Here is a 26,365-nt window from a genome sequence, read left to right on the forward strand (position 1 = left end):
GGGGTCAGTTGCCGGTGAGCGTGTTGGTTGCCGTGGTCAGCGTGTTGACCGCGCCCAGCGATCCCGTCGCCGCGGCGATGGTCTTGTTGAACTCGGTGAACGGGGCCTCTGTCACGTAAACCGTATCACCGTCGCGGATCGCGAAATCGCGGGCCATGAAGATGCCGTTTGGCTTTGTCAGGTCCAGCACATAGACGATGCGCTGGGTGCCGATCAGGTCGTTGCGCCCGACCAGCTGGTTCGCGATCGCCTCTGGCTCGTTGCGGAAGACGAAGACGCCGGTTGGATCGGCGAGGTTGCTGTTCAGGCCGCCAACCTGGGCGATCGCCTCGACCGCGGAAATGGTCTGGCTTTCGAACTGCACGCGATCCTGTGCGCCCGTCGCGCCCAGTGCCGTGAACGTGCGCGTGTCCTCCTCGACAAAAATCCGGTCGCCGCCGCGCAGGGCGATGTCGTGGCCGGGATGGTCGTAGAGGTCCTCGAACCAGATCGAGCCGGTGTGATTGCCGCGCGTCACGGTGACTTGCGCGATTTCGGGGCGGATCGACACGCCGCCAGCCGCGGCCAGCATAGAGGCGAGCGTGCGGGTGGGCCGCTCGATTGGATAGACGCCCTGTGCGCCGACGGAACCGACGATGGAGACGGTAGAGCCGTCACCGGCCAGACGCCGGACCTGCACCTGGGGATCGGGCGTCTGTTCGGACAGTTTTTCACTGATGATGCGGCGGATGCCTTCGGGCGTATTGCCTGCCGCGCGGATGCGCCCCGCGTAGGGGACGAAGATAAAGCCGGAGCCATCGACCTGCACCTCTTCCAGTACGGTCGCGTTCTGTCCGGTGGGAACAAGCAGACCGTCCTGCACGTTCTCCCAGATCGTCAGCCCCAGGACATCGCCCGCATTGATCGTGTCGGACCCCAGTTCGCCCGCGTTGCGGAAACCGGCCGCAAAGCCCAGCGAAGGTGTCACCGACGCAATCGTATTCACGCGGTCATCGACCGTCAGGATAAAGGCGTCGCCCTGCTCAAGGACGGAGCCAGAGAAAATTTCAGCTTTGTTGGGGCCGGAACGCGGCAATCCGCACGAGGCCACAAGGCCAAGGGACACCACAAGTGCCACGCCTTTTGCCAGACGTAATGTCAGGGTTTTCACTGCTCGGTCTCCTCGACCTGTTATTATTCTGCCTCGGGTTTTTCTTTTAAGCTACGAGAATCCGTGTGCAAAAGCCAGCAGCGGGCAGGGCTGTTCCGGCTTTGGAGACAATAGGTGTTGCCGCGATGTCGCGCTTGGCCTGCCGTGGCACAAGGTTTTGGGGCGGTGGAATTCGGCTTGCCTAGATGCGGGGCGGATTCGGGCCGATGGTGACGATGCCGTCCTGCGCCACGCGGTAGAACTGCGCCAGCGCGATGATATCGGCGGGCGCAGGCGGCGCGGTTTGCCATGCCATGGCCGCCAGCCCCAACATGCGCGGCATCAGCATCGGCCACATCTCGTGATCGCGGGTCGTGAATTCGGACCAGAACGCGCCCTGCACCCCGATGATGCGGTCCCGAAGGGCCGGATCGGGCACCGGATCCCAGTCGACGGTGTCGGGCACGTCGATAAACGCGGCCCAGCTTGCACCCCAGTCGTCGGGGTCGGCGGTATGGGCCATGTCGAAGTAAAGGTGCTGCGCCGGGGTCATCACCACGTCATAGCCTGCACGCGCCGCATCGAGGCCCGGGCCTTGCCCGGTCCAACTGAACAGGATTGCGTTGTTTCCGATCCCGCCCTGGCAACCTTGCGCGGCTTCTTCCCATGCGGCAGTACGCTGGCCATTGGCGGCGGCGATGGCGGCCAGTTTCGCGATGGTCCAGCCCTGCAGGTCCTTTGTGGTCTCAAGCCCATGCTCTTCCATCAACGCCCGGGCACGGGGGCTGCCCATCCACGTGTTTTCGGGGAGTTCGTCACAGCCGAGGTGGATGTGACCGAAAGGAAAGAGGTCGCCGATCTCGCGGGTGATTTTCTCCAGAATGTCCCAGGTCTGCGGCATCGCGGGGTTCAGCGCGTTGCGGGCGTAGCCCTGAACGGATTTCTCCGTGCCGGTGTCGTCGGGGTCGCGGGTGTCGGAGAAGATCGTCGTGATGGCCAGCGCGTGGGCCGGTGCCTCGATCTCCGGCAGGATTTCGATGTTGAGGGCCTTGGCGTGCGCGATGATCCGGCGCACGGTCGCCTTGTCATATGTGCCGCCCTGCACGGGTGCGCCGGCGAAAAGTCCGGGAAGCGTCTGGCCTTCGCCGCGCTGCGCGGCCTTTTGCCAAAGCGCGGGCACGCTGTCGATTTCGATGCGGAACGCCTCGTCATCGGCGAAATGCCAATGATACCGGTTCAGCTTCAGCAGCCCCATAAGGTCGAGCAAAGCGAGGATCGTTTCGGGGGCGTAGTAGTGCCGCGCGGTATCCAGATGCTGCCCGCGCCATGTGAAACGGGGACGGTCGGTCAGGTGGCCACAGGGCAGGGGCCCGTGTTGCAGCAGGTGGAGCAGGGTGATGCCGGCATAAAAGCGCCCACCGTCGGAGCCTGTGGCGACGGTGATGCCATCGGGTGCGATGGTGATGTCGTAGGCATCGTCGGGCAGGGCGGCGTCGACAAAGCGCACCGGTTGATCGCCACGAAACGCCATGCCCTGCCGGTCGGCCAGATCGGCGACGGCGGCAAAGGCGGGATCGGTAATGACAAATCCTTCGGTGGTGAGGGTTTCGTCTGTCGGTGCCCAGCTTTCGGGTTGTGGCACCAGCGGAAGTCCGGTCCACGCAGGGGCTTCGTCCGGTGCCTGTGCGCGACGGCCCGCCGGTGTCGGTGGCAGGGGGATCACCTCGCCTTCGACGCGCAGATACGGGCCGAGCGGCATCCATGCACGGTTGGCGGGGCGATAGCCCTTGCCATAGCGCAGTTGCACCTCGTGCGGCTGACCGGCGGTCAGGTCCGGCAGGATAACCTCGATATAGCTACCGAGGTCATATCGCAGATCGCCACCCGAGACGGGTGCCAGCGGGGCCATGCCCGAGAAACAGAACACCGGTGCGGCGAGGGCGCGGTCGGAAGTGATCGTGCAGATCAGCAGGTCATCCGCGATGCGGCAGTCATAGTGCATGTCAGTCCAGTCTGAGTTCGGAGACGAAATCGTAGATGTCAGAGCGGTAAATGCCGCTGGTGAATTCGATCGGCCGCCCGGAGGCGAGATAGCCCGTGCGTTCGATCTGCAGCACGGCGGCCCCTTCGGCCAGTTGCAGATGCGCGGCCATATCCGCCGTGGCATTGACCGCCGAGACCCGCTGGATCGCGCGGGTGGGGGCGGTGCCACGGGCGCGCAGCACCTCGTAAAGCGACACGGCGACCTTGTCGGGCCGGGGCAGGATGTCTTCGGGCAGCGACGAATGTTCGAGCGCCATCGGCACGCCGTCACCGCTGCGCAGCCGGTGGATACGCGCGACCTGATGATGCGGTGACATACCCAGCGTCGTGGCCTCGGTCGGGGTCGGGCGGAACAGGCCCTTGAGCAGGACGCGGCTGGACGACGCGATACCGCGCGCCTGCAGGTTTTCGGTGAAGGACACCAGTGACGACAGCGATTGTTCGAACCGCTCTCCGGGTCCCTTGACGAAAGATCCTGCCCCGTGCCGTTGTTCGATCATGCCGGCGGCGACCAGTTCGGCGATGGCCTTGCGGACCGTCACGCGGCTGATGCCCGCGCGCTCCGCGATCTCGCGTTCGGAGGCGAGCTGATCGTCCGGGGCGAGATCACCTGAGGTGATGAGGCCGGTGATATGCCGGGCGAGTTGTTTGTAGCGCGCGCCGCGACCCGGTGAAAACCAGGTCTGGTCTGCAAGCCCTGTCGGAAGATCGCCCATGCCTGCCCTTTCGTGATGGTATCAGAAAGAAATACCAATTTTAAAAAGCCATACCAATTTTGGCCGATCTTGCGCAGTTTATCCTCAATAAAACAAGTGGTCTACGCAAGTCAAATATTTTGGTATTAAACTGGTAGTAAAAATAGTCAGGTGCGATAATCTGGGTTCAGACAGGCGATTCGACCTCGCCGTCCTTTGGGGGGACACAGATGACAGACGCGGTGCAGACACCGGCCGACACGCATGCGGCGACACGCGGCAAGGTCCTGCCGGAAAGTGTTTTCGGCTGGCTTTTGATCGGCCCTGCCATGCTGTTCATCGCCGTGATCGTCGCTTGGCCGCTGGCCGAAACGATCCGTCTGTCGTTCATGGAGGCCGATCTGGGCGGTGAGGAATACGTGGGGCTGGCCAACTACGCCGACCTCATGGATAGCCGCAAGTTTCACGACACCATCGTGCGCACATTCTACTGGATGTTCCTGTCGGTCGCTCTGAAGCTGGTGCTGGGTTTGATCGGCGCGACCTTGTTGAACGCCGCCGTGCCGGGGCGCGGGTTGTTCCGGGTGCTGGTGATGCCGCCCTGGGTGATCCCGATCGCCATCGGCTGTATCGGTTGGCTGTGGCTCTATAACGGGTACTTCGGGATACTGTCCGGCACGATGATGCAGTTGGGTATCACCGACGGGCCGTTCGAATTCCTCGCGCACAAGCAATCGGCCTTTTATTCCGCTGTCGTCACCGATGTCTGGGTCGGCACGCCGATGGTCACGCTGTTCTTTCTGGCCGCGATGCAGGGCGTGCCGCGTGATCTGTACGAGGCAGCATATGTCGACGGGGCGAGCCGGTTCTACCGGTTCCGTCGTATCACGATCCCACAGATCATGCCGGTGATCGTGTCGATGTCGCTGCTGTCCGCGATCTTCACCTTCAACAGCTTCGAGATCATCTGGATCCTGACCGAAGGCGGGCCGCGAAACGCCACCACGACCCTGATCGTGGACACCTACAAGACCGCCATCAGCAACTTCAAATTCGGCGAAGGCTCTGCAAGGGCCGTGGTCATCGTGATCCTGCTCGGCACGTTCAGCCTGATCTACCTTTACTTCCTGAACAAGGTGAACAAGCACTACGGGAGCGGCAAGAAATGATGGACCGTTATACAAAGCTGCAGATGGCCGGCATTTATCTGGCGATCACGGTGTTCCTGATCTTCATCCTGCTGCCGTTCTTCGAGATGTTCATGGCGTCCCTGCGCCCGCTGGAGCATCTGTTTCGCAGCCCTTATCAGTTCTGGTCCGACGATTTCAGCTTTCAGGCCTACAGCGATATGTGGGTCACGGTGCCGCTGCTGGGGCGCTATATCCTGAATTCGATCTTCATCGCGGGGATGGTGACGGGTCTGACGATGATCTTCGTGATCCCCGCCGCCTACGCTTATGCGCGGATCGACTTTCCGTTCAAGAACCTGACGCTGGGCATCTTTCTGGGCGTCAATATGTTTACCGGCGCTGTGCTGCTGATCCCGCTTTACCGTGTGCTGCGCACCATGGGGCTGCTGAATACCTATTGGGCGATGATCGTGCCCGGCGTGGCGTTCCTGATCCCCACCGGTATCTGGCTGCTGCGGTCCTATCTGGAGAAGATCCCGCGCGAACTGGAAGAGGCGGCCTTCGTCGATGGCGCTTCGCGGATGTACACGCTGCGCCGCGTGGTGCTGCCGCTGGCGGTGCCGGGGCTGATCGTGGTGGGTGTCGCCGTGTTCATCGGTGCCTATGCCCAGCAGTTCCTTTTCGCGATCACCTTCAACCAGCAGCGCGAATTGCAGCCGCTGCCAGCGGGGCTGTTCGAATTCATCGGCTATCAGGATGTGACGTGGAATCAGATGATGGCGGCTGCCCTTGTGGGTGTCCTGCCGGTGATGCTGATTTTCCTGTTCTTGCAGAAATACCTTGTCGCGGGGCTGACGGCCGGCGCGGTCAAGGAATGACCGACCAAAACCAAAGGGAGAAGACAATGAATATCATGAAACTGACATTGGGGGCGGCGCTGCTGTCCAGCGGGGCGAGCATGGCAATGGCCGACGCCCACGCGCAGGAGTTGCATTTCATCATGTGCGGTGGCGAGGTGCGCGATGCCGATCAGGCGGTCGTCGACCAGTTCATCGCCGACCACGACGGTGTGACCGTCAATCTGGAAGCCGTGCCATGGGGGACCTGTCAGGACAAGTCGCTGACGCTCGCCGCCGCGGGCGACCCGCCCTCCATCGCCTATATGGGCAGCCGGACGTTGCGCCAGCTGGCCAACAACGATCTGATCGTGCCCGCGCAAATCCAGGACGACGTGATGTATCAGGACGGTGTGCTGAACACCGTCACCATCGAGGGCCAGCAGTGGGGCTATCCGCACGCATTCTCGACCAAGGCGCTTTATATCAACTGTGACATCATCGAGGAGTCCGGTCAGGAGTGCGTGGCACCCAAGACATGGGACGAGATGTATGCCATGGCGCAGGGTGTCGTGGACAACACGGATTCTGCCGGTGTCGGCCTTGCCGGCAAAGACTTCGACAACACGATGCACCAGTTCCTCAACTACCTGTATTCCAACGGCGGTGTGGTCATCGACCCCGACACCGGCGAAAACCGGCTCGACAGTCAGGAAACCCGCGAGACGCTGGAATTCTACGGCAAGCTGGTCAGCGTGGCGCAGGAAGGCCCCACCGCATGGGAGCGTGACCAGTTGAAGGACCTGTTCAACGACGGCCAGATCGCGATGTATGTGCAGGGGCCATGGGGTTACGGCCAGCATAACGAAGACATCAACCAGCTTGTCGCACCGGTGCCTGCCGGGCCATCTGGCGAAAGCGGGTCGATCCTGATCACCGACAGCATCGTGGTCTTCAAGGGATCTGGTCACGAGGATCTGGCGCATGAATTGGCGCAGCGGATCACCTCGGGCGACAGTCAGTATGACCTCGACAGTAGCTGGGGCCTGACGCCGATCCTGGATTACGAAGCGATGGGCAAAACCGATCTTTACTATAAGGACGGTATCTGGCCGAACTTCACCGCGACGATTTCGACAGGCGGGCCAGAGCCGCTGGTCGAGGATTTCAAATCGTTGCAGTCCGTCTTCACCAACATGGTGCAGGGTATCATCCTCGAAGACGACACCGTCGACAATCTGGTGACGATCGCGGCTGAAGAACTGGACGACGCGCTTTAACGGGGTTCCTCCCGGTGCGGGTGGCGGTGCGCCGCCGCCCGTTCCCATACTTTCCGAATTAATCAACGACAGGACGCGGACGCCATGGCCACGCTCGACCTTCTTTCCATCAGCAAATCCTTCGGCGCGGCCAAGGTCCTGCACGACATCAGCCTCGCCATCGAAGACAAGGAATTCGTGGTCTTCGTCGGTCCGTCGGGTTGCGGCAAGTCCACGTTGCTGCGGATCATCGCCGGGCTGGAAGAGGCGAGTGCCGGCCAGATCATGATTGGTGGCGACGATGTGAGCCATGCGCACCCCGTCGATCGGGGCATTTCCATGGTGTTTCAGTCCTATGCGCTTTATCCGCATCTGAGCGTTTACGAGAACATCGCCTTCCCGCTGCGGGTGCAGCGGATGGCGCAGGCGGATATGGACAAGCGTGTGCAGCGCGCCGCCGATATCCTGCAACTGACCGACAAACTGCAACTCAAGCCCGGGCAACTGTCCGGCGGGCAGCGCCAGCGGGTCGCTATCGGGCGGTCCATCGTGCGCAATCCCAAGGTATTCTTGTTCGACGAACCGCTGTCGAACCTAGATGCAGCCCTGCGGGGCGATATGCGGGTGGAACTGAGCCAACTGCACCGCTCTCTGGACGCGACGATGATCTACGTGACCCACGACCAGATCGAGGCGATGACGATGGCCGACCGGATCGTCGTGCTGAACGCGGGGCGGGTCGAACAATTCGGCACGCCGATGGAGCTGTACCATCACCCGAAAACGAAATTCGTGGCGTCCTTCATCGGTCAGCCGAACATGAACCTGATCCCCGCGCGGGTGCAGGACACCGATGCGACCGGGATCGCTGTGGAACTGGCCGGGGGGCATCGGATGACGCTGCCTGTTGACTCCGCGACCGTATCCAAGGGCGACCGGATCGAGGTTGGCGTGCGGCCCGAAAACGTGACGCTCGCGCCTGACGGGATGCAGGTGGACGTGCGGGTGCTGGAAAGGCTCGGTGGTGCGTCGATCACCTATGGCACGGTGGGGGGAGATGTCCGCTTTTGCGCGTCGCTGCCCGGTGACGCGGCGGTGCGCGAGGGCGAGGCGATCACCCTGGGCGTGGCACCGGCGGATTGCCATGTCTTCAACGCGGCGGGCGACGTGCTGCGCCGCAAATCCGCACCGGCGCTTGTCGCATGAGGGTCGTCACCGCAGGGATCGGGCTGCGCGCGGGGCATGTGCTGTCGATCCTGAAACAGGCGATGCCAGAGGTGGATTTCGTGGGGTTCTACGATCCGCAACCGACGCATCTGGACATGATCGGAAGTGACACGCCGCGGTTCGACAGCGTCGATCAGATGCTGGTAGAGACGCGGCCCGATCTGTTCTTCGTGGGCTCACCCAACAGTTTTCATCTGGAACATATCAAGGCAGGTCTTGCGGCGGGCGTGCGGATATTCACCGAAAAACCGGTCGTGACGACCAAGGCAGAGACGATGGAGCTGGCGGCGCTGCTGACCGAACACGGTACCGACCGTGTGATGGTCGGCCTCGTGTTGCGCTATTCCCAGCACATGGTCGATCTGCGCGCGGTGCTGGACCAACTCGGCCCAATCGTGTCGCTGGAGGCGAACGAACATATCGGCCCCTATCACGGCGCGTTCTTCATGCGCGACTGGCGGCGGATGGTGAAATGGTCGGGTGGCTTCATGCTGGAAAAATGCTGCCACGATATCGACATCTACAACATGGTAACCCACTCACGGCCCATGCGGGTGGCAAGCTTTGGCGGGCGCAAGTCGTTCCTGCCAAAGTTCGCCCCCACGTCGAACACAGAGAACGAGATCATGCACCGCAAGAAAAGCGTCTGGGAAAGTGTCGACGACCCGTTTCAATCCGACGGTGACATCATCGACTATCAGACCGCCATCCTGCACTACGAAAGCGGAGCTTCGCTGGCGTTCCACACCAATCTGAACGTGCCTGACGAACACCGGCGGTTCTGCATCATGGGCGCGCTGGGCATGGCGGAGGGCGATTTCGTGCGCGGTAACCTGAAGGCCACAGCGCGGGACGGCACCGTGCTGGCCGATCACGATTACACGCAAATGGACAGCGCCCGCGCCTCGGCCCACTACGGCGCGGATCACATGATGGTGGACGACATCGCGGCCTTCCTGCGCGGCGAGGCGGACAGCCTGCCGGTGGGGGTGGTCGACGCGCTGGAGGCCGGTCTCGCCGCGATGGCGCTGGACGAGGCGCGGATCAGTGGTCAGATGGTCGACCTGTCCGAAACCTGGGCGGAATTCGACAGCTACGGGTTGCGGGCATGACCGATCATACGACAGCCCCGGGCGCACTGATGGCCGCCGAAGCCGCGCAGGCGCTGGACGTGTTCTGCAAGACTGTGGGGCAGGATGTGACCTTGCCGCAGGGAGTATCACCCCGCGCGATCTATACCATCGCGCGCGGGTCGTCGGATGCGGCGGCCAACGTTCTGGCCTATGAATTCATGCGCGAACTGGGTGTCCCGGTCACCTCTATCCCGCCGTCGGTCTTTTCGCTGGGCAACGGCGTGGCGATGGACGGGATGGCGGCCATCGTCGTCAGCCAGTCGGGTGCCAGCGACGATCTGGTGCAATCGGCCAAGGGGGCTGCGAAAGGTGGGGTGCAAGTCATCGCGATCACCAATGTGCCGGACAGCAAGGTCGAGGCGGAGGCTGCGCTGACCGTGCCGATTGGAGCGGGGCCGGAACGTGCCGTCCCGGCGACCAAGACGGTGATCGGGTCCATCGCTGCAGGCATGGCGCTGCTGACCGCGATGAAACCATCCTATTCAAAGAGCGTGCAGGACGCCGTCAGCGCCCTGACTGACCTGCCCGCCACGCATCCGAAGGCGGCACAGGTTCAATCGGCCCTGCTGCGCGCGCGCCATGTCTATGTCATCGGGCGCGATACGGGCTATGGTGCCGCCCATGAAATCGCGCTCAAGCTTAAAGAATGCTGTGCGATCCATGCCGAGGCCTATTCCAGTTCGGAAGTGCTTCACGGCCCGCTGCAACTGGCCACGAACCCGCTGATGGTGCTGATGCTCGATACCGGGTCGGCGCATATTCAGGACAGTCTGGACGAGGCGGAAGAGCGGTTCCGGGGCGTGGATTGCAACGTGCTGCGCATCCGCCCGTCCGACCTTGGACTTGGCGACCTGCCGCCTGCCGCCGCCGCCGCTTTGCTGCTGGCGGTGATGTATCCGATCATCTTGAATACGGCGCTGGCGCTGGGCCTGAATCCCGACGCGCCGGAAACTTTGTCGAAAGTGACACAGACGACATGAGCGGCGATCTGGGCAAATGGGCCACGTGGCGCGAAATTCATCAGCAGCCTGCGATCTGGCGCGAATGGGGCGGCACGCTCGATGTGGCGGGTCTGCGCGGCTGGATCGCGGCGCAGACTTTTGACGAGGTCTGGTTTTGTGGGGCGGGAACAAGCGCTTATATCGGTGATATCCTCGCCGCCGAATTGCCCGGTGTCCGGTCCGTTCCGACGACTGATATCGTGGCAAGGCCGCAGCATAGGCTGCGTGACGTCAAACCTCTGGTTGTCAGCTTTGGCCGGTCGGGCAACAGCACGGAAAGCATCGGCACGCTGGACGCGCTCGACGCACTGGCCCCCGAAGCGCCGCGCCTCAATATCACCTGCAACCGGGATGGGGCGCTCGCCACGCGCGGGGGGCCGGGGCCGCAGAAGGTGATCCTGCTGCCGAACACCACGCATGATGCGGGCTTCGCCATGACGTCGAGCTTTTCCACCATGCTGCTGACAGCGCTGGCGCTGTTCGATGTGCCCTGCGATGTGCCAGCGCGGCTGTTGGCGTTGGCAGATCAATTGGAAAGCCTCTTGCCGAAACTCGCCGATGCGCCGCCCCCCGACCGGATCGTCTATACCGGCGCTGGACCGCTGACCTTTGCCGCGCGCGAAGCGGCGCTGAAGGTCATGGAACTCTCTGCCGGGCAGATCCCGGCGCTGTGGGACAGCACGCTGGGCTTTCGGCACGGGCCGAAGTCCTTTGTCACCGAAGGCACGGCGATCACGCTCTTCACAAGCCCTGATGCGCCGACCAGCCGCTACGATGCCGATCTTGCGGCAGAGTTGCGCGATCAGTTTCCAGCGGCCCGCGTCGAAACCATCGGGCCGGGTGGCGATATCGACGTGGCGATGCCCTATGGGGCCGCTTGGGCCGCGCCGCTGTGTATCGCCGCCGCACAGGTGCGCGGCGTGATCTGGGCTGACGCGCTGGGTCTCAACGTCGATGACCCCTTCGCCGGGCAGGCGACGCTCAGTCGGGTGGTATCGGGCGTGACGCTCTATCCGGTGGCGAGATGACGGCGGCAGGGGTCGATATCGGCGGCACCAAGATCGAAGTGCAATTGTTCGACGACGACTGGCGCGAGGTTGGACGGCACCGCATACCGACACCAGACACCTACGATGCGCTGGTCGCGGCGGTAGCGGAGCAGATCGGCTGGGCGACAGCGCAGACCTCGACCGCCATCCCCGTGGGCATCGGGGCGGCGGGGCTGCTCAATCCGGCCACCGGACTGACGCTGACCGCGAACCTGCCCGCCACCGGCAAGCCCTTTCCCGCCGACATTGGTGCGGCGGCGGGCCTACCCGTTACCTATGTCAACGATTGCCGTGCGCTGGCACTGTCTGAAGCCGTCTTTGGGTCCGGCAAGGGCAAGCGCACCGTGATGGCGCTGATCATCGGCACCGGGGTCGGCGGCGGGATCGCGGTTGACGGCAGTATCCTGCAGGGGCCGACGCTGACCGGCGGCGAGTTCGGCCATACTGCAGCCCCCGCGCATATCGTCGCGGCTTATGACCTGCCGGTCCATCGCTGCGGCTGCGGGCGCATGGGCTGCATCGAAACCTTTATCGCGGGGCCGGGGTTGCAGCGCATGGCGCTCGACCTGACCGGGCAGACGGTCACTCCGCCCGAAATCGCCGCGCGCAGGTCCGATGATATGGCGCAGGTCTGGCAGGCGTGGTGCGCTCTGACCGGCGAGTTGATCCACACCCTCACCCTGACCGCCGATCCAGATCTGATCGTGCTGGGCGGCGGCTTGAGCCATATTACAGGCGTGACCGGTGCGATCTGTGCCGCCGCACGCCACGCGCAGATCGGCGACTTCGACGTGCCGCCTGTCGTGTTGGCGCAGGGCGGGGACACCAGCGGCGCGCGCGGGGCCGCCTATGCCGCATGGCAGGAGCAACAGGGTGCCTGAGATATTGCGCGACATCATCGCCCGGAACCGGGCCGGGGCCGCCGTGGCGATCCCCTCGGTCTGTTCCGCGCAACCGGACGTGCTGCGCGCGTCGATCCGCATGGCCGCGCGGCAGAACCGGCATGTCGTGATCGAGGCGACCTCGAACCAGGTCAATCAGGACGGCGGCTATACCGGGATCACGCCGGATCGCTTCATCGCTTATGTGCACGGGCTGGCGGACGAGGCGGAAGCCGACCGTGATTGCATCGTCTTTGGCGGTGACCACCTCGGGCCGCAGGCCTGGCGCGCGCAGGATGCGGAAACCGCCATGGCCAAGGCGCGGGTTTTGGTGCGTGACTATGTGCGCGCCGGTTTCCGCAAGATTCATCTGGACTGCTCCGAAGGCTGCGTGGGCGAGGCGGCGCAACTGGACGACGCCCAAACCGCTGCCCGCTCCGCCGATCTTGCGCGGGTCTGCGCGGAGGAGGCCGCTGACCTGCTGTTCGTCGTCGGCACCGAGGTGCCGCCCCCGGGAGGCGCACGCGCCGACGAGGATGGCGACATCCCCCCGACTGATGCCGCCGCAGCTCGTGCCACGCTGGCCGCGCACGATGCTGCGTTCGGTGAGCTTGCGCCGCTGATCGGTGGATTGGTCGTTCAGCCGGGGGTGGAGTTCAGCCCCACCGCCGTTCACCACCTGCCGCTGGACCGCGATCCGGGGTTTCTTTCCGCACTGGCCGACCATCCGGGTGTGTGCTTTGAGGCGCATTCGACTGACTACCAGAAACACGCGGCCTTCCCACGGCTTGCCGCACTTGGCTTCGCGTTTCAAAAGGTCGGTCCGGCGCTGACCTTCGCCTACCGACAGGCGCTTTACGCGCTGGATGAATTGCGCGACCAGCCGGGCGAGTCGCAGCGTACGATGGAGCAGATCATGTGCGCCGAACCCGGTCACTGGCAGGGTCACTACCACGGTGATGCGCATGCCCTCTATCGACAGCGCCACTTTGGCCTCGCGGATCGTATCCGCTATTACTGGCCGCATCCGGCAGCGCAAGCGGCTGTCGCGGCACTGCGCGCAGAGTTTGACCGGACCATCCCCGAAGACCGGCTGGCAGAGGTCTTTGCGCCCGCCGTGCTGGCCCGCGCCGAAGACCTGCCCGGCCCACAGGTGCAGCGGCTGATCGACGCGCAGATAGAGCTTGCACTGGCCCCCTATTTCTTTGACGAGGCCGCATGACCGATCACTGGATCACACCGGCGCGCCTGTTCGACGGGCAGGATATCGTCACCGACGTCAGCCTGCGGCTGGAGGACGGTCGTGTCGCCGATCTATCCGATGCCCGACCTGATGCAACCACCGTGTCGGGAATGGTCACGCCGGGATATATCGATCTGCAGGTGAACGGTGGCGGCGGTGTGCAACTGAACTCCACCCCGACACAGGCAGGCATGGCGACAATCGCTGCAGCGCATCGGCGGTTCGGGACGGTGGCCGTCATGCCCACGGTAATCACGGATCGCAGGGAGGTGCTGGACCAGGCGGTGAACGCCGCGATTGCGGCACGGGGCGATACCGGCGTGATCGGATTGCATATCGAGGGTCCGCATATCGCGGTCGCACGACGCGGCACGCACGATCCGCAGTTCATCCGCCCGATGGACGATTACACGATGAGCGCCGTGCAACGGCTGCGTGAAACCGGGGTGCCTGTGATGATCACGGTCGCCCCCGAGAACACGACGAACGATCAGATCGCACATCTGGCCGCAATGGGTACGGTCGTGTCGTTGGGTCACACCGACGCCAGCGCGGATGCGGTCGAGGCCGCAATCGCAGCGGGTGCGCGATGCGGTACGCATCTTTTCAACGCCATGTCGCCGATGCAAAGTCGCGCGCCGGGTGCCGTCGGCGCGATCCTTGGGGGTGATGTGCATTTCGGCATCATCTGCGACGGGCATCACGTCGACTACCGCATGGTGCGGCTTGCGCTTGCCCTCGCCGCCGATGCCGACCGGGCATTTCTGGTGTCGGACGCCATGGCGACCATCGGCGGGCCGGACAGCTTTGATCTTTATGGCCGCCCGGTCCGCCTCAAAAAGGGGCGCCTGATCAACTCCGAAGGCAATCTGGCGGGCGCCCATGTGACGCAGGCGCAGGGCGTGCAACGGCTGGTCGCGCATGCGGGGGCGTCCACCGCGCAGGCCCTGAAAATGGCGGTGACCGTGCCTGCAACGGTGATCGGACAGCCGCAGCTTGCCAATCCTGTCGGGCGGGCGATCAGCGATCTGTTGATCCTCGACGATGCGCTCGCCGTGACCGGCACATTGGGCGACCTGATTGGCGGGCAGACAAAGATCGATGCTGCGGAGTAGTTCCGCCTCGCTGGAAGTCTGTATCGACACGGTCGCCGGACTGACCGCCTGTGACGGGCTGGCGGATCGGATCGAGCTTTGCAGCGGGTTGGCGCTGGGCGGGCTGACGCCGACGCCGGGACTGATGCGGGCGGCGCGGGACAGCGGGCAAAACATCCACGCCCTGATCCGCCCCCGCACCGGCGATTTCACCTTTGACGCTGCCGAGTTGCAGGTGATTTGCGATGATATCCGCGCCGCGCGCGATGTGGGATTGCAGGGTGTCGTGATCGGGGCGGTGCGGGACGGGGCGCTGAACGTGCCGGCGCTTGAGGCGATGATCGCAGCCGCCAGCAGTCTGGAGATCACGCTGCACCGTGCCATCGACGTGACCGACGATCCGTTTGCCGGGGTCGAGGTCGCTGTCGACCTCGGTTTCGCCCGCATTCTGACATCGGGCGGGGCAGCGAAGGCCCCTGACGGAATCGAAACGCTGGCCCGGATGCAAGCGGTGGCGGCGGGCCGGATCACGATTATGGCCGGGTCCGGCGTGACCAGCGATAATATTGCGACCATCGCGGCGGCAACCGGCATCCGGGCCTTTCACGCGTCCTGTGCCACGGCGACGCCGACTACCGGGCAGGTGGCCGCACTTGGGTTCGGGACCGAACACCGCCGCACGGACAGGGCAGAGGTCGCGCGGATGCGCGCGGCGGTCGACCGGTTGGCCTAGGTCACGACCCGCAGCGGCTGGCGCGGCGGCGTGCGCCCCGCTTTCAGCGCGTCATAGGGGTCTTCATCCGCCAGCATCATGTCGACGACCTGTCGGAGCAACTGCCGCCGCCCGCGCGCGGCATAGAAACCGCCGGGGATCTGGCTGGTTTCCAAAAGGAACCGGCGATAGTCGCGATAGGCCTTGCTGTTGGGGCGTGTCGGCTGGGCGAAGAACTGCGGCAGGGTCTGCTCGGACACGAACTCCGGCTTGGAATAGACGGCATCGCCGAACACCTTCAGCGGGATGCCGCGCCACAGCACCTGTTGCCCGGCGGTGGAATTCACTGTCACCGCAGTACGTGCATTGTCGAGCAGTTGCGCCAGCTTGCCGCCGCGGACGTAGTGCACCCGCTTTTCGACGCCGTGTTTGCGCGCCAGATCGCGGATGATCTTGCGCAGGGGCGACCGGCCGTTTTCGAGCGGATGCGCCTTGAAGACGAGATGATGATGACGCGGCGTGCCCTTGGCAAAACCTTTCATCACTACGGCCACGAATTCCTCCATCCGGGTGAAGGGGGAATGCGTCTGGAAACTGGCGTCATGTTCCAGCTGCATCAGGACGAGGTGATAGGGAAAGCCGCCGAAGCGGATGCGCATCGTGGCGATCCGCCGATCCAGCGCGATGAAGGGCATGAGCAGCAACCGCTTGGTGTAAAGCCAGGCTTCGGTCGCGACAGGCAGTTCGCGGTGGCGGGCGAAGTTGCGGTAGTCGCGGTTTCGAAACATCACGAACCAATGGTAAAGCGCGCCGTAAAAGACGTGATGACGCATGTCGCCCCAATGTGACGGCGGTGTCGGCACTTCGAGGTCCGACATGGCAAGGGCCTGCTGCATCTCCTGTATCGTCATGTCCATCAACCGCGAATGGCCGTTCGTGCCGCCACGCTCGTATGTCACCCAATAGGGTCGCATGTAGCCTTCCTCGAACACATGCACCCGCAGCCCGGCGGCCTTGGCCAACGTCACTGCCTGCGCGTGAATAGGCCGGGTGTCGCCGTAAAGCACGATGTCGGTGATGGCGTGGTCGTTGACCAGTGCGGTAAAGGTATCGGCCCAATCCTCTGGCTTGCCACGATAGGCGATATACCCGGGGCTGCCGAACCAGAACGCCCGGTCGCCCGCGTTGAACCCCACTCGCCAGACCTTTGCACCCGCCGCGCGCAGCATCTTGCCCAACTTGTGAAAGTAGGGGCCGTGCGGGCCTTGCAGAAACAGGAAATGGCGGTCGGTTGGATCGGTCACGGGGGCATGTCACCTGCGGGATGGCGTGTGGAAACAGTCTGTATCACCCCGATCTGGCAGAAATGAGGCGAACTGCCTAGCCCGCAACTTGTGTCGTCATGCCCAAAAGGGTAGGCACATGAACACGTTATTAACCATTGTGACCATAAGGCGGGGGCATGTTCACAGGGATTATCACCGATATCGGTCGCGTGCTGGAGACCGAGCAGCGCGGCGACCTGCGCGCGCGGATCGGCACGGCCTACGATATCGTGGGCATCGACATCGGTGCCTCCATCGCCTGTGACGGCGTGTGCCTGACGGTGATCGCGCTGGGCGACGCCCCGCAAAACTGGTTCGACGTCGAGATTTCGGCCGAAAGCGTGGGCGCAACGAATATCGGCCGCAATCACTGGCCTGTCGGTAAGCGCCTGAACCTCGAGCGCGCGCTCAAGGTCGGGGACGAGTTGGGCGGGCATATCGTGTCGGGCCATGTCGACGGTGTGGCGGAGGTGATCGCAATCGCTGACGAGGGCGACAGCACCCGTTTCACCTTCCGCGCGCCGGACGCATTGGCGCGCTTCATCGCACCGAAGGGCTCGGTGGCGTTGAACGGCACGTCGTTGACCGTCAACGATGTCGATGGTGCGGACTTCGGCGTCAACATCATTCCGCACACCAAGCAGGCGACGACCTGGGGTGACGTCAAGATCGCGGATTTCGTCAATCTGGAAATCGACACGATGGCCCGCTACGTCGCGCGGCTGAGGGAGTATGACACATGAAAGCCAAGGTCGTCGTTTCACTGGAAGCCGCGGCAGGGGATCGCTGCGTCGATATCTTGCGGACTGAGGACGAAGGCTTTGCCTTCCGCGAATGCGCGCGCGATGCAGATGCCGCGTGGCGCAAGCTGTCGCAGCGACTGCCGCAGGTCTATCCGTCCTATGCGCAGGCCTTGCAGGCCGCGAAAACACAGGTCGCCTGGCTCTCTGCCTGAGCCAGCCGCCGATCGAACTTGACCCGAGGGGCTGTCCCGACAAGACTGGCTTCTATTCTTGGCGATGTCATTTTCGGGTTTTCATATGATAAAGCAGTTTTTGGGTGCCATTCTCATATTGTGCTGCGCCACACCACTGGCCGCGCAGGACCTGAACCGCTTTCCGATGGAACTGGAATTCGTCCGCAATTTCCCCACAGCACCGCAAGAGGGAAAGACGCGGGGGCGCTGGATCTTTCTGCCGCTGGGTGACGCGGGCTTCGTGCAGATTGAATGCATGGATGGTCACACGCAGTGCCTTGCGGATGTGTATGATCCCTGGCCGCTGACCACCCGCAAGCTGAGCGTCCCGCGCGATCAGATCAGGTCGGAGACGCCGGATTTTACCGTCTACGAAACACCGATCCAGACAGATGTGACGGGTGTCATGTTCCCCCTGGCCGAGGGCGCGGAACACATGCAATGGCGCGAGGAATGGGTGTCGCCCGATTGGCCGGCCGACTTCACCTACCGGATCGATCTGGAATGCTGCGTGCGGTATTTGTCGTTGCCCACCGAAAACGAGGACCTGTGGCTCATTCGCCTGTTCCGGGACAACGACGGGACCGTCGGGCGAAAGATGGCGTGGGCGCAAACGCTCTTGTTCGACGATGAACTGGGCCTGCCGCTCCGGGCCTATACCGTCTACTGGGCAGATGATCCCGCGAACGAGAAAATCAGGGTCGAGGAGGTCGTGCGTTATCGCCGCTTTGACGAACCAGATGCGGAATGGGTCACCTGTTCCACCCGCTTTTCCGTCTTGCCATCGAACTGCCCTGACTAGGCTGCCCGCTCCGGCACCGCGATGTCACCTGCCGCATCAGTGCCTTTTCAACCCGTCGCGTCTGGGCTATCTGGCGGACAACCTAGCACGGGATGCGCCATGACCACGACTTTCGAAACGCCGGGACCTGTGGAGCAGGACTGGTCGGATGCGATTTCCAGCATCGAGGAAATCATCGACGACGCCCGCAATGGCCGCATGTTCGTGCTGGTCGATCACGAGGATCGCGAGAACGAGGGCGATCTTGTGATCCCCGCACAAATGGCCACACCCGATGCGATCAACTTTATGGCCACGCATGGCCGCGGGTTGATCTGCCTGACGCTTCCGGGAGAGCGGATCGACGCGCTGGGCCTCTCTCTCATGGCGTCGCAGAACTCTTCGCGGCACGAAACTGCCTTTACCGTTAGCATCGAGGCGCGCGAAGGCGTGACGACGGGCATCTCCGCCGCTGACCGCGCGCGCACCGTGTCCGTCGCGATCGACGCTACCAAAGGCGCGCAGGATATCGCGACGCCGGGTCACGTGTTCCCACTGCGCGCCCGCGACGGTGGGGTGCTGGTCCGGGCGGGGCATACGGAGGCTGCGGTCGATATCTCGCGGCTTGCCGGTCTCAACCCCTCCGGTGTGATCTGCGAGATCATGAAGGACGACGGCGAAATGGCGCGGCTACCCGATCTGGTGGCTTTCGCGCAGTTGCATAACCTCAAGATCGGGACCATCAGCGATCTGATCGCCTACCGCCGCCGCCACGACAATTTGGTGCGCGTCCGCTCGACCGAGACCATCACGTCGGAGTTCGGCGGCGAATGGGATATGAAGGTTTACACCGACGAGGCGCACGGCGACGAGCATATCGTCCTGACCAAAGGTGACATCTCGACCCCGGAACCGGTGCTGGTGCGGATGCACGCGATGGACCCGATGCTGGACGTGATCGGAACCGGGCCTGCGGGGCGGGCTGCGGAGTTTGGCGACGCGATGAAGGCTGTCGCCGCCGAGGGCCGCGGCGTCGTCGTGCTGCTGCGCGACACCTCGATGAAACTGGATGTCACGGACGAGGTCTCGCCCAAAACCCTGCGCCAATACGGGCTTGGTGCGCAGATACTGTCGTCGCTGGGTCTGTCGGACCTGATCCTGCTGACGAATTCGCCCACGCCGAAGGTGGTCGGGCTGGAGGCCTACGGCCTCGACATCGTCGGCACCCGCAAGATATCGGAGCTTGGCTGATGGCAGGTATCTCACATCACATCATGCCGCTGCCGGACTTCGACAGGCCGGTGAAGCTGCTGATCGTGTCGTCGCCCTACTACAAGGACATCGCCGATCATCAGGTTGCAGGTGCCGTGGCCGAGATCGAAAAGGCGGGGGCCACACACGACATCGTGCAGGTGCCCGGCGCGCTGGAAATTCCCACCGCCATCGGCATCGCCAACCGGATGAGCAATTTTGACGGCTATGTCGCCCTTGGCTGCGTGATCCGGGGCGAGACGACACATTACGACACCGTCTGCAACGACAGTTCGCGCGCGATCCAACTGCTCGGCCTGCAGGGGCTGTGTATCGGCAACGGTATCCTGACGGTCGAAACCTATGAACAGGCCGCTGTGCGTGCGGACCCTGCAGACCAGAACAAGGGTGGCGGGGCCGCTGCCGCGGCCTTGCACCTGATCGCGCTCGCCCGTAAGTGGGGCCGTCCCGACAAGAGCGTCGGATTCACGAGCGAGATCCTGCTGGCGCAAAAAGGCACCCCGACTGCATGACATTGTCCAACAATCAGAAGCGGAAGATGAAATCCGCGGCCCGGCTATACGCCGTGCAGGCGCTGTTCCAGATGGAGGCCGCGTCGCAAACCGTCGATCAGGTCATGCGCGAATTCGAGGATCATCGCTTCGGTGCGATCTACGAGGGCGCGGAGATGCAGGAAGGCGATGCCGCAACCTTTCGTGCACTGATGGAAAAGGCGGTCGACGAGCAGGCCGCCATCGACCAGATGACGGACAAGGCGCTGGTGGCGAAATGGCCGATCGCACGCATCGACCCCACGCTGCGTGCGCTGTTCCGGGCAGCCGGGGCCGAGCTTATGATGAAGGACACGCCGCCGAAAGTCGTGATCGTGGAATTTGTGTCCGTAGCAGAAGCGTTTTTTCCGGACGGGAAAGAGCCGAAGTTCGTCAACGCGGTGCTCGACCACATGGCCCGCGCCGCGCAGCCGGATCAATTCTGATCGGACCACGGGCCGCTTAACCCTATTCTCAGACATTTCGTTCAAACCCGTCGCATCCATTCCAGAAAGGAAGTGAGCGATGTGGTTCAGGATCGGCTTTTGTTGCGCGATACTCGTGGGGTCAGACGCGCGGGCGGACGGTCCGTTGCCGCAATTGTCCGACCCTGCTGTCGTCCCGCCGGTGGTGATCGCGGATGCGCCGCTGACGGCGGTCGGGCCGCAGTCCGGTCTCGTTACCGCCCCGTCGCACCAATCCGCCCCGTTCCGGGCCGATATCGCGTGGGATCACGTGCTTGTCGGGGGTGCCATCCTTGGCGTGATGTATGCGCTGGGCAGTGACGCCGCATCGGGCGGGACGTTCTGACACGCTAGCGCTGGCATGCGGCGTTTGACGCACCGGACCGCGCTGGGCTGTGGATTAAGTGGCGGGAACCGCAGCGACCGTTCGGGGCTTATTCCCGAGGACCTGTATATACAGGTGGGCGCCAGATAACCGGACCAGGGCCCGGACAGAGCCAGCTCCCTCGGATTTGCTTAAGGCCACTGGAATGTAGCCCGTCTGACACGAGAAGAGCAGAAGCCCGCCACCGCTTGAGGTAGGACGCCTTGGCGCCGCTTGCAAGGCCGCAGGCAGGAATTCAGGTGTTCAGGCCGGTGGCCGAAAGCCAGGTTTCGGGGGCAAAGCGCAGCAGGGCCCGCTCGATCACCGCGACGGTGACAAGCGCCGCGCAGACGTCGATGAACGTCACGTCGGACAGAAATGTGGCAAGCAGGGACATGGGGCAGCTCCATTGTGATGCGTTGCACCGTTAATCGGCACCAAAATTGCCAAGATCATGGCCGAACCATGAGCAATTGTGACGTGGCGCAACGGCAATCGCCACAATCCGGGCGTTGTCTGAACGGCGGTCAGGCTCGTCCCAGAGCATCGGCGCAATGTCGGTCTTGATTTTTGTTCATGAATTGTTCACAATTTTTCCATGCCCGACGATATCCAGCCTCCGCTTCTGACGCCCGGCCAGCTTTTGGCGCGGGGCGTGTCGCGCCATCTGCGCAGCCATGACTTTGTCAGCGTCGAGGAACTGGTGCCGACATCCGGGTTGCGTGTCGATGTCATGGGGCTGGGCCCGAAGGGAGAGGTCTGGATCGTCGAGTGCAAGTCCAGCCGCGCCGATTTCCAGTCGGATTCGAAATGGCAGGGCTATCTTGCATGGTGCGACCGGTTTTTCTGGGCCGTCGATACCGATTTTCCGACCGACCTGCTCCCGGATGAAACCGGCCTGATCATCGCTGATGGCTATGACGCTGAAATCATCCGCATGGGGCCGGAAACGAAACTGGCAGCAGCGCGGCGCAAGGTGATGATTCAGAAATTTGCGCGTCATGCCGCGGTGCGTGCACAGGCCGCGCGCGACCCAGGGCTGGTCTTGCCGGGGGCCTACTGACGCTGCCGCAGACGCGCGACAAGTGCGGTCCAACCACCCGGCGCGCACAGCGGCGAAAGCGCAAAGCCCGCAACGAAACCAGCAAGCTCCGCGATCCACATCTGGTTGCTGCCGAAAATCACGCCGAACAGCAGTTGCAACCCAAGCAGAAACCCGATCAGCCGGAACGCGGGCAGGCGGTTCTCGCCGCGCTCGCCCAGCTGCATCCAGACCACATAGGTATAGGCCCCGATCATGCCGTAAACCGGTGTAAACGCGCTGTAGAGCGGCGATGTGTCCGCCGCGACGAGGCCGAAAACCAGCGCACCGATGACCGTCGTGCCGAAAAAGACGATCAGTGTCGGCAGCGCGCGAAACACGTCGCCCACGAACTTGCCCAAGGCCAGCAGCAGGGCAGCCGCAAACAGCGCCTGCGTGAACGACCCGTGTACGAAGGCGTAGGTCACGAAGCGCCGCAGGATATCGAAACTGTAGTCGCTGCGCGCGATCATCCATTCCAGTACAACCGGCGAAAAGCCGTAGTCCTGCAGGGCCGCCAACCGCCAGCCGATCCCGCGCGCGCCGCCGATGAGTCCCGCCTCGGCCAAAGACATCGCGCCCTCGACCACGACGATCACAAGCGTCAGAAGGATAATCACGGGCGGCAGCGGATTCACCGGCGGTTCAAATCCAGCATCTGGGTCGATCATGGCGGGCTCAAGTCCTGTTGAAACTGCGCATCCTGTCTGGCATGGGTATGCGAGTTTCAAGCACATCACCAGAGCGGACGCCAGCGCCATGACACAGACCACCTTCACCCCCCGCGTGTTTTCCGGGATCAAGCCGTCGGGCGGGCTGACGCTGGGCAATTATCTGGGCGCGATCAAGCGTTTCGTGGGGATGCAGGGGCAGATGGAAACGGTCTATTGCGTCGTCGATATGCACGCGATCACAGTCTGGCAGGACCCGGCGGAACTGGCAAACGCCACGCGCGAGGTGGCGGCGGGCTATCTGGCCGCCGGTCTCGATCCCACATCCTCGATCCTGTTCAACCAAAGCCAGGTCGCCCAGCACGCCGAACTGGCCTGGATATTCAACTGCGTCGCCCGCGTCGGGTGGATGAACCGCATGACACAGTTCAAGGACAAGGCCGGATCGAACGCCGAAAAGGTATCGCTTGGTCTTTATGCCTACCCGGCGCTGATGGCCGCCGACATCCTTCTCTATCACGCGACCCACGTGCCGGTGGGCGAGGACCAGAAGCAGCATGTGGAGTTGACGCGCGATATCGCGAACAAGTTCAACCATGATTTCAAGGTGGATTTCTTCCCCGAAACCACGCCCGTGATCGACGGCCCCGCGACCCGCGTGATGAATCTGCGTGATGGGACGAAAAAGATGTCGAAATCGGGCGAGAGCGACATGGAGCGGATCAACATGACCGATGGTCCTGACCTGATCGCGAAGAAATTCAAGAAAGCCAAGACCGACCCGGAGCCTTTGCCCGACACGCTGGACGGCCTGAAGGACCGTCCGGAGGCGCGCAATCTGGTCGACATCTATGCTGCGTTGAACGACGAGACGCCGGAAGCCGTGATCGCGGAATATGCGGGCGCAGGCTGGGGCCGGTTCAAACCCGCCTTGGCCGATCTGGCGGTTGCGAAACTTGGACCCATGGGTGAGGAAATGGCCCGACTGATGGCCGACCCCGCCGAGATCGACCGGGTGCTGGCGAACGGTGCCGATCAGGCGCGCGCGCTGGCCGAACCCATCCTGCACAAGACCTACGACATCGTGGGCCTGCTCCGAAGGGGCTGACCCCGCGCATCCGCGCACAGCAAGGCTGCGCGGGGGTGACTTGTGGCGGCTGCGGGTTTTCCTATCTTCGTGGCGAAAGGATTTCGCCATGATGACTTCATCCACTACGCCGATGGTCGGGCACGTGCATCTGCGTGTGGCGGACCTTGACCGGGCAATCGGGTTCTACCGCGATGTGCTGGGTTTCGATCTGACGCTGCGCCATGGTGACCAAGCCGCGTTTCTGGGGGCGGGCGGCTATCACCATCATATCGGGCTGAATACCTGGGACAGTCTGGGCGGCACACCGCCCCCACCGGGGCATACCGGGCTTTTCCACGCGGCGTTCCTTTACCCCGACCGCGCGGCGCTGGCGGCTGTAGTGCACCGCGTGCTGGCGGCCGGGCATGCGCTGACGGGTGCCGCCGATCATGGCGTGTCGGAGGCGGTCTATCTCGACGATCCCGACGGCAACGGGGTGGAACTTTATGTGGATCGCCCGGGTGCCGACTGGCCGCGTGATGCGGGCGGCGCGCTGACGATGGTCAATCGCCGTTTGGATGTCGCAGCACTTCTGGCCGCATATCCGCAAGAGACGTCACAAAACTGACACCTCTTGGCGCTATACCGGGGTCAGCCCGCGTGACCCCGGCGCGGGGGATGATCCCCTGTCCCGATCATCCGCATCATGTGACCCTGGCCTGCTGCCGGCTTGCATGAAACGCGCCCCGCACTGCCCGGGGCGCGTTTTGCATTCAGCGTGTCTTGACCGCCCGCGCGGCCATGGCGGCGGCCTTGATCTCTTCGGCGATCTCCAGCGCTTCGTCAGGTTCGAAATCCATCGGTATCTCGGAACCGTCCGCCTCTACGAACAGCCGGACCATACCCTGATCGGTCGGACCGATCTGCATGTTGGCGGTGACGTCGCTTTCGTCGTTGATACCCATGGTCCGGTTTCCTTTGCGCTGGTGCGTGTCGATAGCGCGGCGCAGGCTTGTTTGGCAAGTCTGCGGGCGGTATCGAACCCTATGCAATCCGTCGCGCTGCGCCCCTTCATGCCATCCGATACCGACTGGCTGGTCGACCGGCACAGGGTGCTCTACGCGCGTGACGAAGGATTCGACGTCAGCTTCGGCGATCTGGTGGCCGGGATATTGGACGCGTTCAACGCTGATCACGACCCCGCCTGCGAGGCGGGCTGGATCGCTGAAGCGGGCGGCACCCGGTACGGCAGCATATTTTGCGTGCGTTTGAACGAGACCACGGCCAAGCTGCGCCTGTTCCTGATCACGCCAGAGGCCCGAGGCACCGGGCTGGCGCAGCGGCTACTCGACACCTGCATGGATTTTGCGCGGGGCGCGGGCTTCACCCGGATGCAATTGTGGACCCATGAAAGCCATCGCGCGGCGGGCCGGCTTTATGCGCGCAACGGCTTTGTGCTGACGAACCGTAGGGCGACGCAGTCATTCGGTGTTCCTGTGGTGGAACAGACTTGGGAGCGGGATTTGTGAGCCTCTCCCGCGGGTTGTGGGCTGCGGGTTTGACCGGCGTGCAGGTCGGTGCCGCCATGGTCGCCACCCGCGCCGTGGCCGACGATGTCGGGCCGTTGACGCTGGCGTTTCTGCGGTACGCCGTGGCTGTCGCAGTCCTCTGGCCGCTGTACCGGCAGGCCGGGTTCGCGCCACTTGCCCGGGCGGACCGTCTGCCGGTGCTGGCCTTGGGCGTGGTGCAGTTCGGCCTGTTGATCGCACTTCTGAACTTTGGCCTGCAGTCGATAGGTGCGGGTCCGGCGGCGGTGATCTTCGCGACGTTCCCGGTGATGACGCTGGGATTGGCGGCGGTTTTGGGGCAGGAGGTCTTTGGTGTTCAGCGGTTCTGCGGGGTCGCGCTGTCGGTGGCCGGGGTCGCGGTCACGCTGTCGGGCAGCCTGATCCCGGTGAATGCCGCCGGTGCCGCGCTGGTGCTTGCCGCCGCCGCCTGCGGTGCGGTCTGTGCCGTGTTCTACCGGCCCTACCTGCAGCGCTACCCCACATTGCAGATCGGTTTCGTCGCGATGGCGGCAGCGGTCGTCAGCCTGGGGCTGGCGATGTGGATCGAGGCGCCGATCCGGCAGATCGCCAACCTGGATGAGCAGGGCTGGGCCATCGTCGTCTTTATCGGATTGTCGAGCGGTGTCGGGTACTTGCTGTGGTTGACGGCCCTGCGTCACGCGCCCGCGACGCTGGCCACGACGTTGCTTGTACTGTCGCCGGTCACGGCCGCAATCTTCGGCGTTCTGGCACTGGGCGAGCCGTTGACCGGGACGCTGGCGGCGGGGATCGCGGTGGTGCTGGCGGGGGGCACGCTGGCGGTCACTTCGCACGGCTGAGGGTCTTGCAATCA

At 63.5% G+C, this 26,365-nt stretch carries 30 protein-coding genes; 23 read left to right on the forward strand and 7 right to left on the reverse strand.

Going from position 1 to position 26,365, the window contains the following annotated elements:
* Nucleotides 1-4: 4 nt before the first annotated feature.
* The 3 genes from AC04PH_RS06480 to AC04PH_RS06490 all read right to left on the reverse strand — a co-directional run bounded on the left by AC04PH_RS06480 (nt 5) and on the right by AC04PH_RS06490 (nt 3,888).
* Entirely contained in the window at nt 5-1,150 is a 1,146-nt protein-coding gene (locus tag AC04PH_RS06480) for a polysaccharide biosynthesis/export family protein (RefSeq protein ID WP_483064925.1), read from the reverse strand.
* 181 nt (nt 1,151-1,331) lie between these two features.
* Nucleotides 1,332-3,131: a beta-N-acetylhexosaminidase gene (locus AC04PH_RS06485; protein WP_483064926.1), complete on the reverse strand. Its 1,800-nt coding sequence runs from the start codon at nt 3,129-3,131 to the stop codon at nt 1,332-1,334.
* A 1-nt stretch (nt 3,132) separates the two neighbouring features.
* Nucleotides 3,133-3,888, reverse strand: coding sequence for a GntR family transcriptional regulator (locus tag AC04PH_RS06490; RefSeq protein WP_483064927.1), 756 nt, complete (start codon nt 3,886-3,888; stop codon nt 3,133-3,135).
* A gap of 209 nt (nt 3,889-4,097) precedes the next feature.
* Between AC04PH_RS06490 and AC04PH_RS06495 the strand changes: the two genes are divergently transcribed.
* From AC04PH_RS06495 to AC04PH_RS06545, 11 genes are all read left to right on the forward strand, one after another.
* On the forward strand, nt 4,098-5,036 hold the full coding sequence (locus AC04PH_RS06495; protein WP_483064928.1) for a carbohydrate ABC transporter permease: 939 nt from the start codon (nt 4,098-4,100) through the stop codon (nt 5,034-5,036).
* A complete protein-coding gene (locus AC04PH_RS06500; protein WP_483064929.1) occupies nt 5,033-5,875 on the forward strand; it encodes a carbohydrate ABC transporter permease in 843 nt (280 codons plus the stop codon). The genes AC04PH_RS06495 and AC04PH_RS06500 overlap by 4 nt, the downstream gene beginning before the upstream one ends.
* 26 nt (nt 5,876-5,901) lie before the next feature.
* Nucleotides 5,902-7,113 (forward strand): ABC transporter substrate-binding protein, encoded by a 1,212-nt coding sequence (locus AC04PH_RS06505; protein WP_483064930.1) that lies wholly within the window; start codon nt 5,902-5,904, stop codon nt 7,111-7,113.
* Between the two features lie 84 nt (nt 7,114-7,197).
* Nucleotides 7,198-8,298: an ABC transporter ATP-binding protein gene (locus AC04PH_RS06510; RefSeq protein ID WP_483064931.1), complete on the forward strand. Its 1,101-nt coding sequence runs from the start codon at nt 7,198-7,200 to the stop codon at nt 8,296-8,298.
* Entirely contained in the window at nt 8,295-9,431 is a 1,137-nt protein-coding gene (locus AC04PH_RS06515) for a Gfo/Idh/MocA family protein (RefSeq protein WP_483064932.1), read from the forward strand. Before AC04PH_RS06510 ends, AC04PH_RS06515 begins: the two co-directional genes overlap by 4 nt.
* Nucleotides 9,428-10,432 carry an SIS domain-containing protein gene (locus AC04PH_RS06520; RefSeq protein WP_483064933.1) on the forward strand — a complete coding sequence of 335 codons (1,005 nt, stop codon included), beginning with the start codon at nt 9,428-9,430 and terminating at the stop codon, nt 10,430-10,432. The genes AC04PH_RS06515 and AC04PH_RS06520 overlap by 4 nt, the downstream gene beginning before the upstream one ends.
* Nucleotides 10,429-11,481: an SIS domain-containing protein gene (locus tag AC04PH_RS06525; RefSeq protein WP_483064934.1), complete on the forward strand. Its 1,053-nt coding sequence runs from the start codon at nt 10,429-10,431 to the stop codon at nt 11,479-11,481. The genes AC04PH_RS06520 and AC04PH_RS06525 overlap by 4 nt, the downstream gene beginning before the upstream one ends.
* Nucleotides 11,478-12,383, forward strand: a complete 906-nt coding sequence (locus AC04PH_RS06530; protein WP_483064935.1) for an ROK family protein — start codon at nt 11,478-11,480, stop codon at nt 12,381-12,383. The genes AC04PH_RS06525 and AC04PH_RS06530 overlap by 4 nt, the downstream gene beginning before the upstream one ends.
* Nucleotides 12,376-13,605 carry a class II D-tagatose-bisphosphate aldolase non-catalytic subunit gene (locus AC04PH_RS06535; RefSeq protein WP_483064936.1) on the forward strand — a complete coding sequence of 410 codons (1,230 nt, stop codon included), beginning with the start codon at nt 12,376-12,378 and terminating at the stop codon, nt 13,603-13,605. Before AC04PH_RS06530 ends, AC04PH_RS06535 begins: the two co-directional genes overlap by 8 nt.
* Nucleotides 13,602-14,741, forward strand: a complete 1,140-nt coding sequence (nagA, locus tag AC04PH_RS06540) for an N-acetylglucosamine-6-phosphate deacetylase (RefSeq protein ID WP_483064937.1) — start codon at nt 13,602-13,604, stop codon at nt 14,739-14,741. Before AC04PH_RS06535 ends, nagA begins: the two co-directional genes overlap by 4 nt.
* Nucleotides 14,728-15,453 (forward strand): copper homeostasis protein CutC, encoded by a 726-nt coding sequence (locus AC04PH_RS06545; RefSeq protein WP_483064938.1) that lies wholly within the window; start codon nt 14,728-14,730, stop codon nt 15,451-15,453. Before nagA ends, AC04PH_RS06545 begins: the two co-directional genes overlap by 14 nt.
* On the opposite strand, the gene AC04PH_RS06550 is transcribed toward AC04PH_RS06545, so the two are convergent.
* Nucleotides 15,450-16,736 carry a capsule biosynthesis protein gene (locus AC04PH_RS06550; protein WP_483064939.1) on the reverse strand — a complete coding sequence of 429 codons (1,287 nt, stop codon included), beginning with the start codon at nt 16,734-16,736 and terminating at the stop codon, nt 15,450-15,452. The genes AC04PH_RS06545 and AC04PH_RS06550 overlap by 4 nt on opposite strands.
* A 158-nt stretch (nt 16,737-16,894) precedes the next feature.
* Between AC04PH_RS06550 and AC04PH_RS06555 the strand changes: the two genes are divergently transcribed.
* The 7 genes from AC04PH_RS06555 to AC04PH_RS06585 all read left to right on the forward strand — a co-directional run bounded on the left by AC04PH_RS06555 (nt 16,895) and on the right by AC04PH_RS06585 (nt 21,126).
* The gene (locus tag AC04PH_RS06555; protein WP_483064940.1) at nt 16,895-17,500 is read left to right on the forward strand and encodes a riboflavin synthase; all 606 of its coding nucleotides are present in this window, start codon (nt 16,895-16,897) and stop codon (nt 17,498-17,500) included.
* Nucleotides 17,497-17,712, forward strand: a complete 216-nt coding sequence (locus AC04PH_RS06560; protein WP_483064941.1) for a hypothetical protein — start codon at nt 17,497-17,499, stop codon at nt 17,710-17,712. Before AC04PH_RS06555 ends, AC04PH_RS06560 begins: the two co-directional genes overlap by 4 nt.
* A gap of 85 nt (nt 17,713-17,797) precedes the next feature.
* On the forward strand, nt 17,798-18,535 hold the full coding sequence (locus AC04PH_RS06565; RefSeq protein ID WP_483064942.1) for a hypothetical protein: 738 nt from the start codon (nt 17,798-17,800) through the stop codon (nt 18,533-18,535).
* Between the two features lie 99 nt (nt 18,536-18,634).
* On the forward strand, nt 18,635-19,765 hold the full coding sequence (gene ribB / locus AC04PH_RS06570; RefSeq protein WP_483064943.1) for a 3,4-dihydroxy-2-butanone-4-phosphate synthase: 1,131 nt from the start codon (nt 18,635-18,637) through the stop codon (nt 19,763-19,765).
* The gene (locus AC04PH_RS06575) at nt 19,765-20,298 is read left to right on the forward strand and encodes a 6,7-dimethyl-8-ribityllumazine synthase (protein ID WP_483064944.1); all 534 of its coding nucleotides are present in this window, start codon (nt 19,765-19,767) and stop codon (nt 20,296-20,298) included. The genes ribB and AC04PH_RS06575 overlap by 1 nt, the downstream gene beginning before the upstream one ends.
* Nucleotides 20,295-20,762, forward strand: a complete 468-nt coding sequence (nusB, locus tag AC04PH_RS06580; protein WP_483064945.1) for a transcription antitermination factor NusB — start codon at nt 20,295-20,297, stop codon at nt 20,760-20,762. Before AC04PH_RS06575 ends, nusB begins: the two co-directional genes overlap by 4 nt.
* A 79-nt stretch (nt 20,763-20,841) precedes the next feature.
* Nucleotides 20,842-21,126 carry a hypothetical protein gene (locus tag AC04PH_RS06585; RefSeq protein ID WP_483064946.1) on the forward strand — a complete coding sequence of 95 codons (285 nt, stop codon included), beginning with the start codon at nt 20,842-20,844 and terminating at the stop codon, nt 21,124-21,126.
* Between the two features lie 274 nt (nt 21,127-21,400).
* Here AC04PH_RS06585 and AC04PH_RS06590 read toward each other — a convergent pair whose 3' ends face one another.
* Complete coding sequence (locus AC04PH_RS06590; RefSeq protein ID WP_483064947.1) at nt 21,401-21,541, reverse strand: hypothetical protein; 141 nt, start codon at nt 21,539-21,541, stop codon at nt 21,401-21,403.
* 201 nt (nt 21,542-21,742) lie between these two features.
* Between AC04PH_RS06590 and AC04PH_RS06595 the strand changes: the two genes are divergently transcribed.
* The gene (locus tag AC04PH_RS06595; RefSeq protein WP_483064948.1) at nt 21,743-22,207 is read left to right on the forward strand and encodes an MmcB family DNA repair protein; all 465 of its coding nucleotides are present in this window, start codon (nt 21,743-21,745) and stop codon (nt 22,205-22,207) included.
* Here the strand turns inward: AC04PH_RS06595 and AC04PH_RS06600 are convergent.
* Nucleotides 22,201-22,896, reverse strand: coding sequence for a rhomboid family intramembrane serine protease (locus AC04PH_RS06600; protein ID WP_483064949.1), 696 nt, complete (start codon nt 22,894-22,896; stop codon nt 22,201-22,203). The genes AC04PH_RS06595 and AC04PH_RS06600 overlap by 7 nt on opposite strands.
* Before the next feature lie 88 nt (nt 22,897-22,984).
* On the opposite strand from AC04PH_RS06600, the gene trpS reads away from it, so the two are divergent.
* Both trpS and AC04PH_RS06610 read left to right on the forward strand, forming a co-directional pair.
* Complete coding sequence (gene trpS / locus AC04PH_RS06605; RefSeq protein ID WP_483064950.1) at nt 22,985-24,004, forward strand: tryptophan--tRNA ligase; 1,020 nt, start codon at nt 22,985-22,987, stop codon at nt 24,002-24,004.
* 91 nt (nt 24,005-24,095) lie between these two features.
* Nucleotides 24,096-24,593: a VOC family protein gene (locus AC04PH_RS06610; RefSeq protein WP_483066161.1), complete on the forward strand. Its 498-nt coding sequence runs from the start codon at nt 24,096-24,098 to the stop codon at nt 24,591-24,593.
* A 145-nt stretch (nt 24,594-24,738) separates the two neighbouring features.
* Here AC04PH_RS06610 and AC04PH_RS06615 read toward each other — a convergent pair whose 3' ends face one another.
* Complete coding sequence (locus AC04PH_RS06615; RefSeq protein ID WP_483064951.1) at nt 24,739-24,930, reverse strand: DUF6324 family protein; 192 nt, start codon at nt 24,928-24,930, stop codon at nt 24,739-24,741.
* Nucleotides 24,931-25,011: 81 nt separating this feature from the next.
* On the opposite strand from AC04PH_RS06615, the gene AC04PH_RS06620 reads away from it, so the two are divergent.
* Nucleotides 25,012-25,494, forward strand: a complete 483-nt coding sequence (locus AC04PH_RS06620) for a GNAT family N-acetyltransferase (RefSeq protein WP_483064952.1) — start codon at nt 25,012-25,014, stop codon at nt 25,492-25,494.
* Complete coding sequence (locus AC04PH_RS06625) at nt 25,491-26,351, forward strand: DMT family transporter (RefSeq protein WP_483064953.1); 861 nt, start codon at nt 25,491-25,493, stop codon at nt 26,349-26,351. The genes AC04PH_RS06620 and AC04PH_RS06625 overlap by 4 nt, the downstream gene beginning before the upstream one ends.
* Nucleotides 26,352-26,365 lie beyond the last annotated feature (14 nt).

It is taken from the genome of Yoonia sp. KMU-150 (assembly GCF_056858355.1).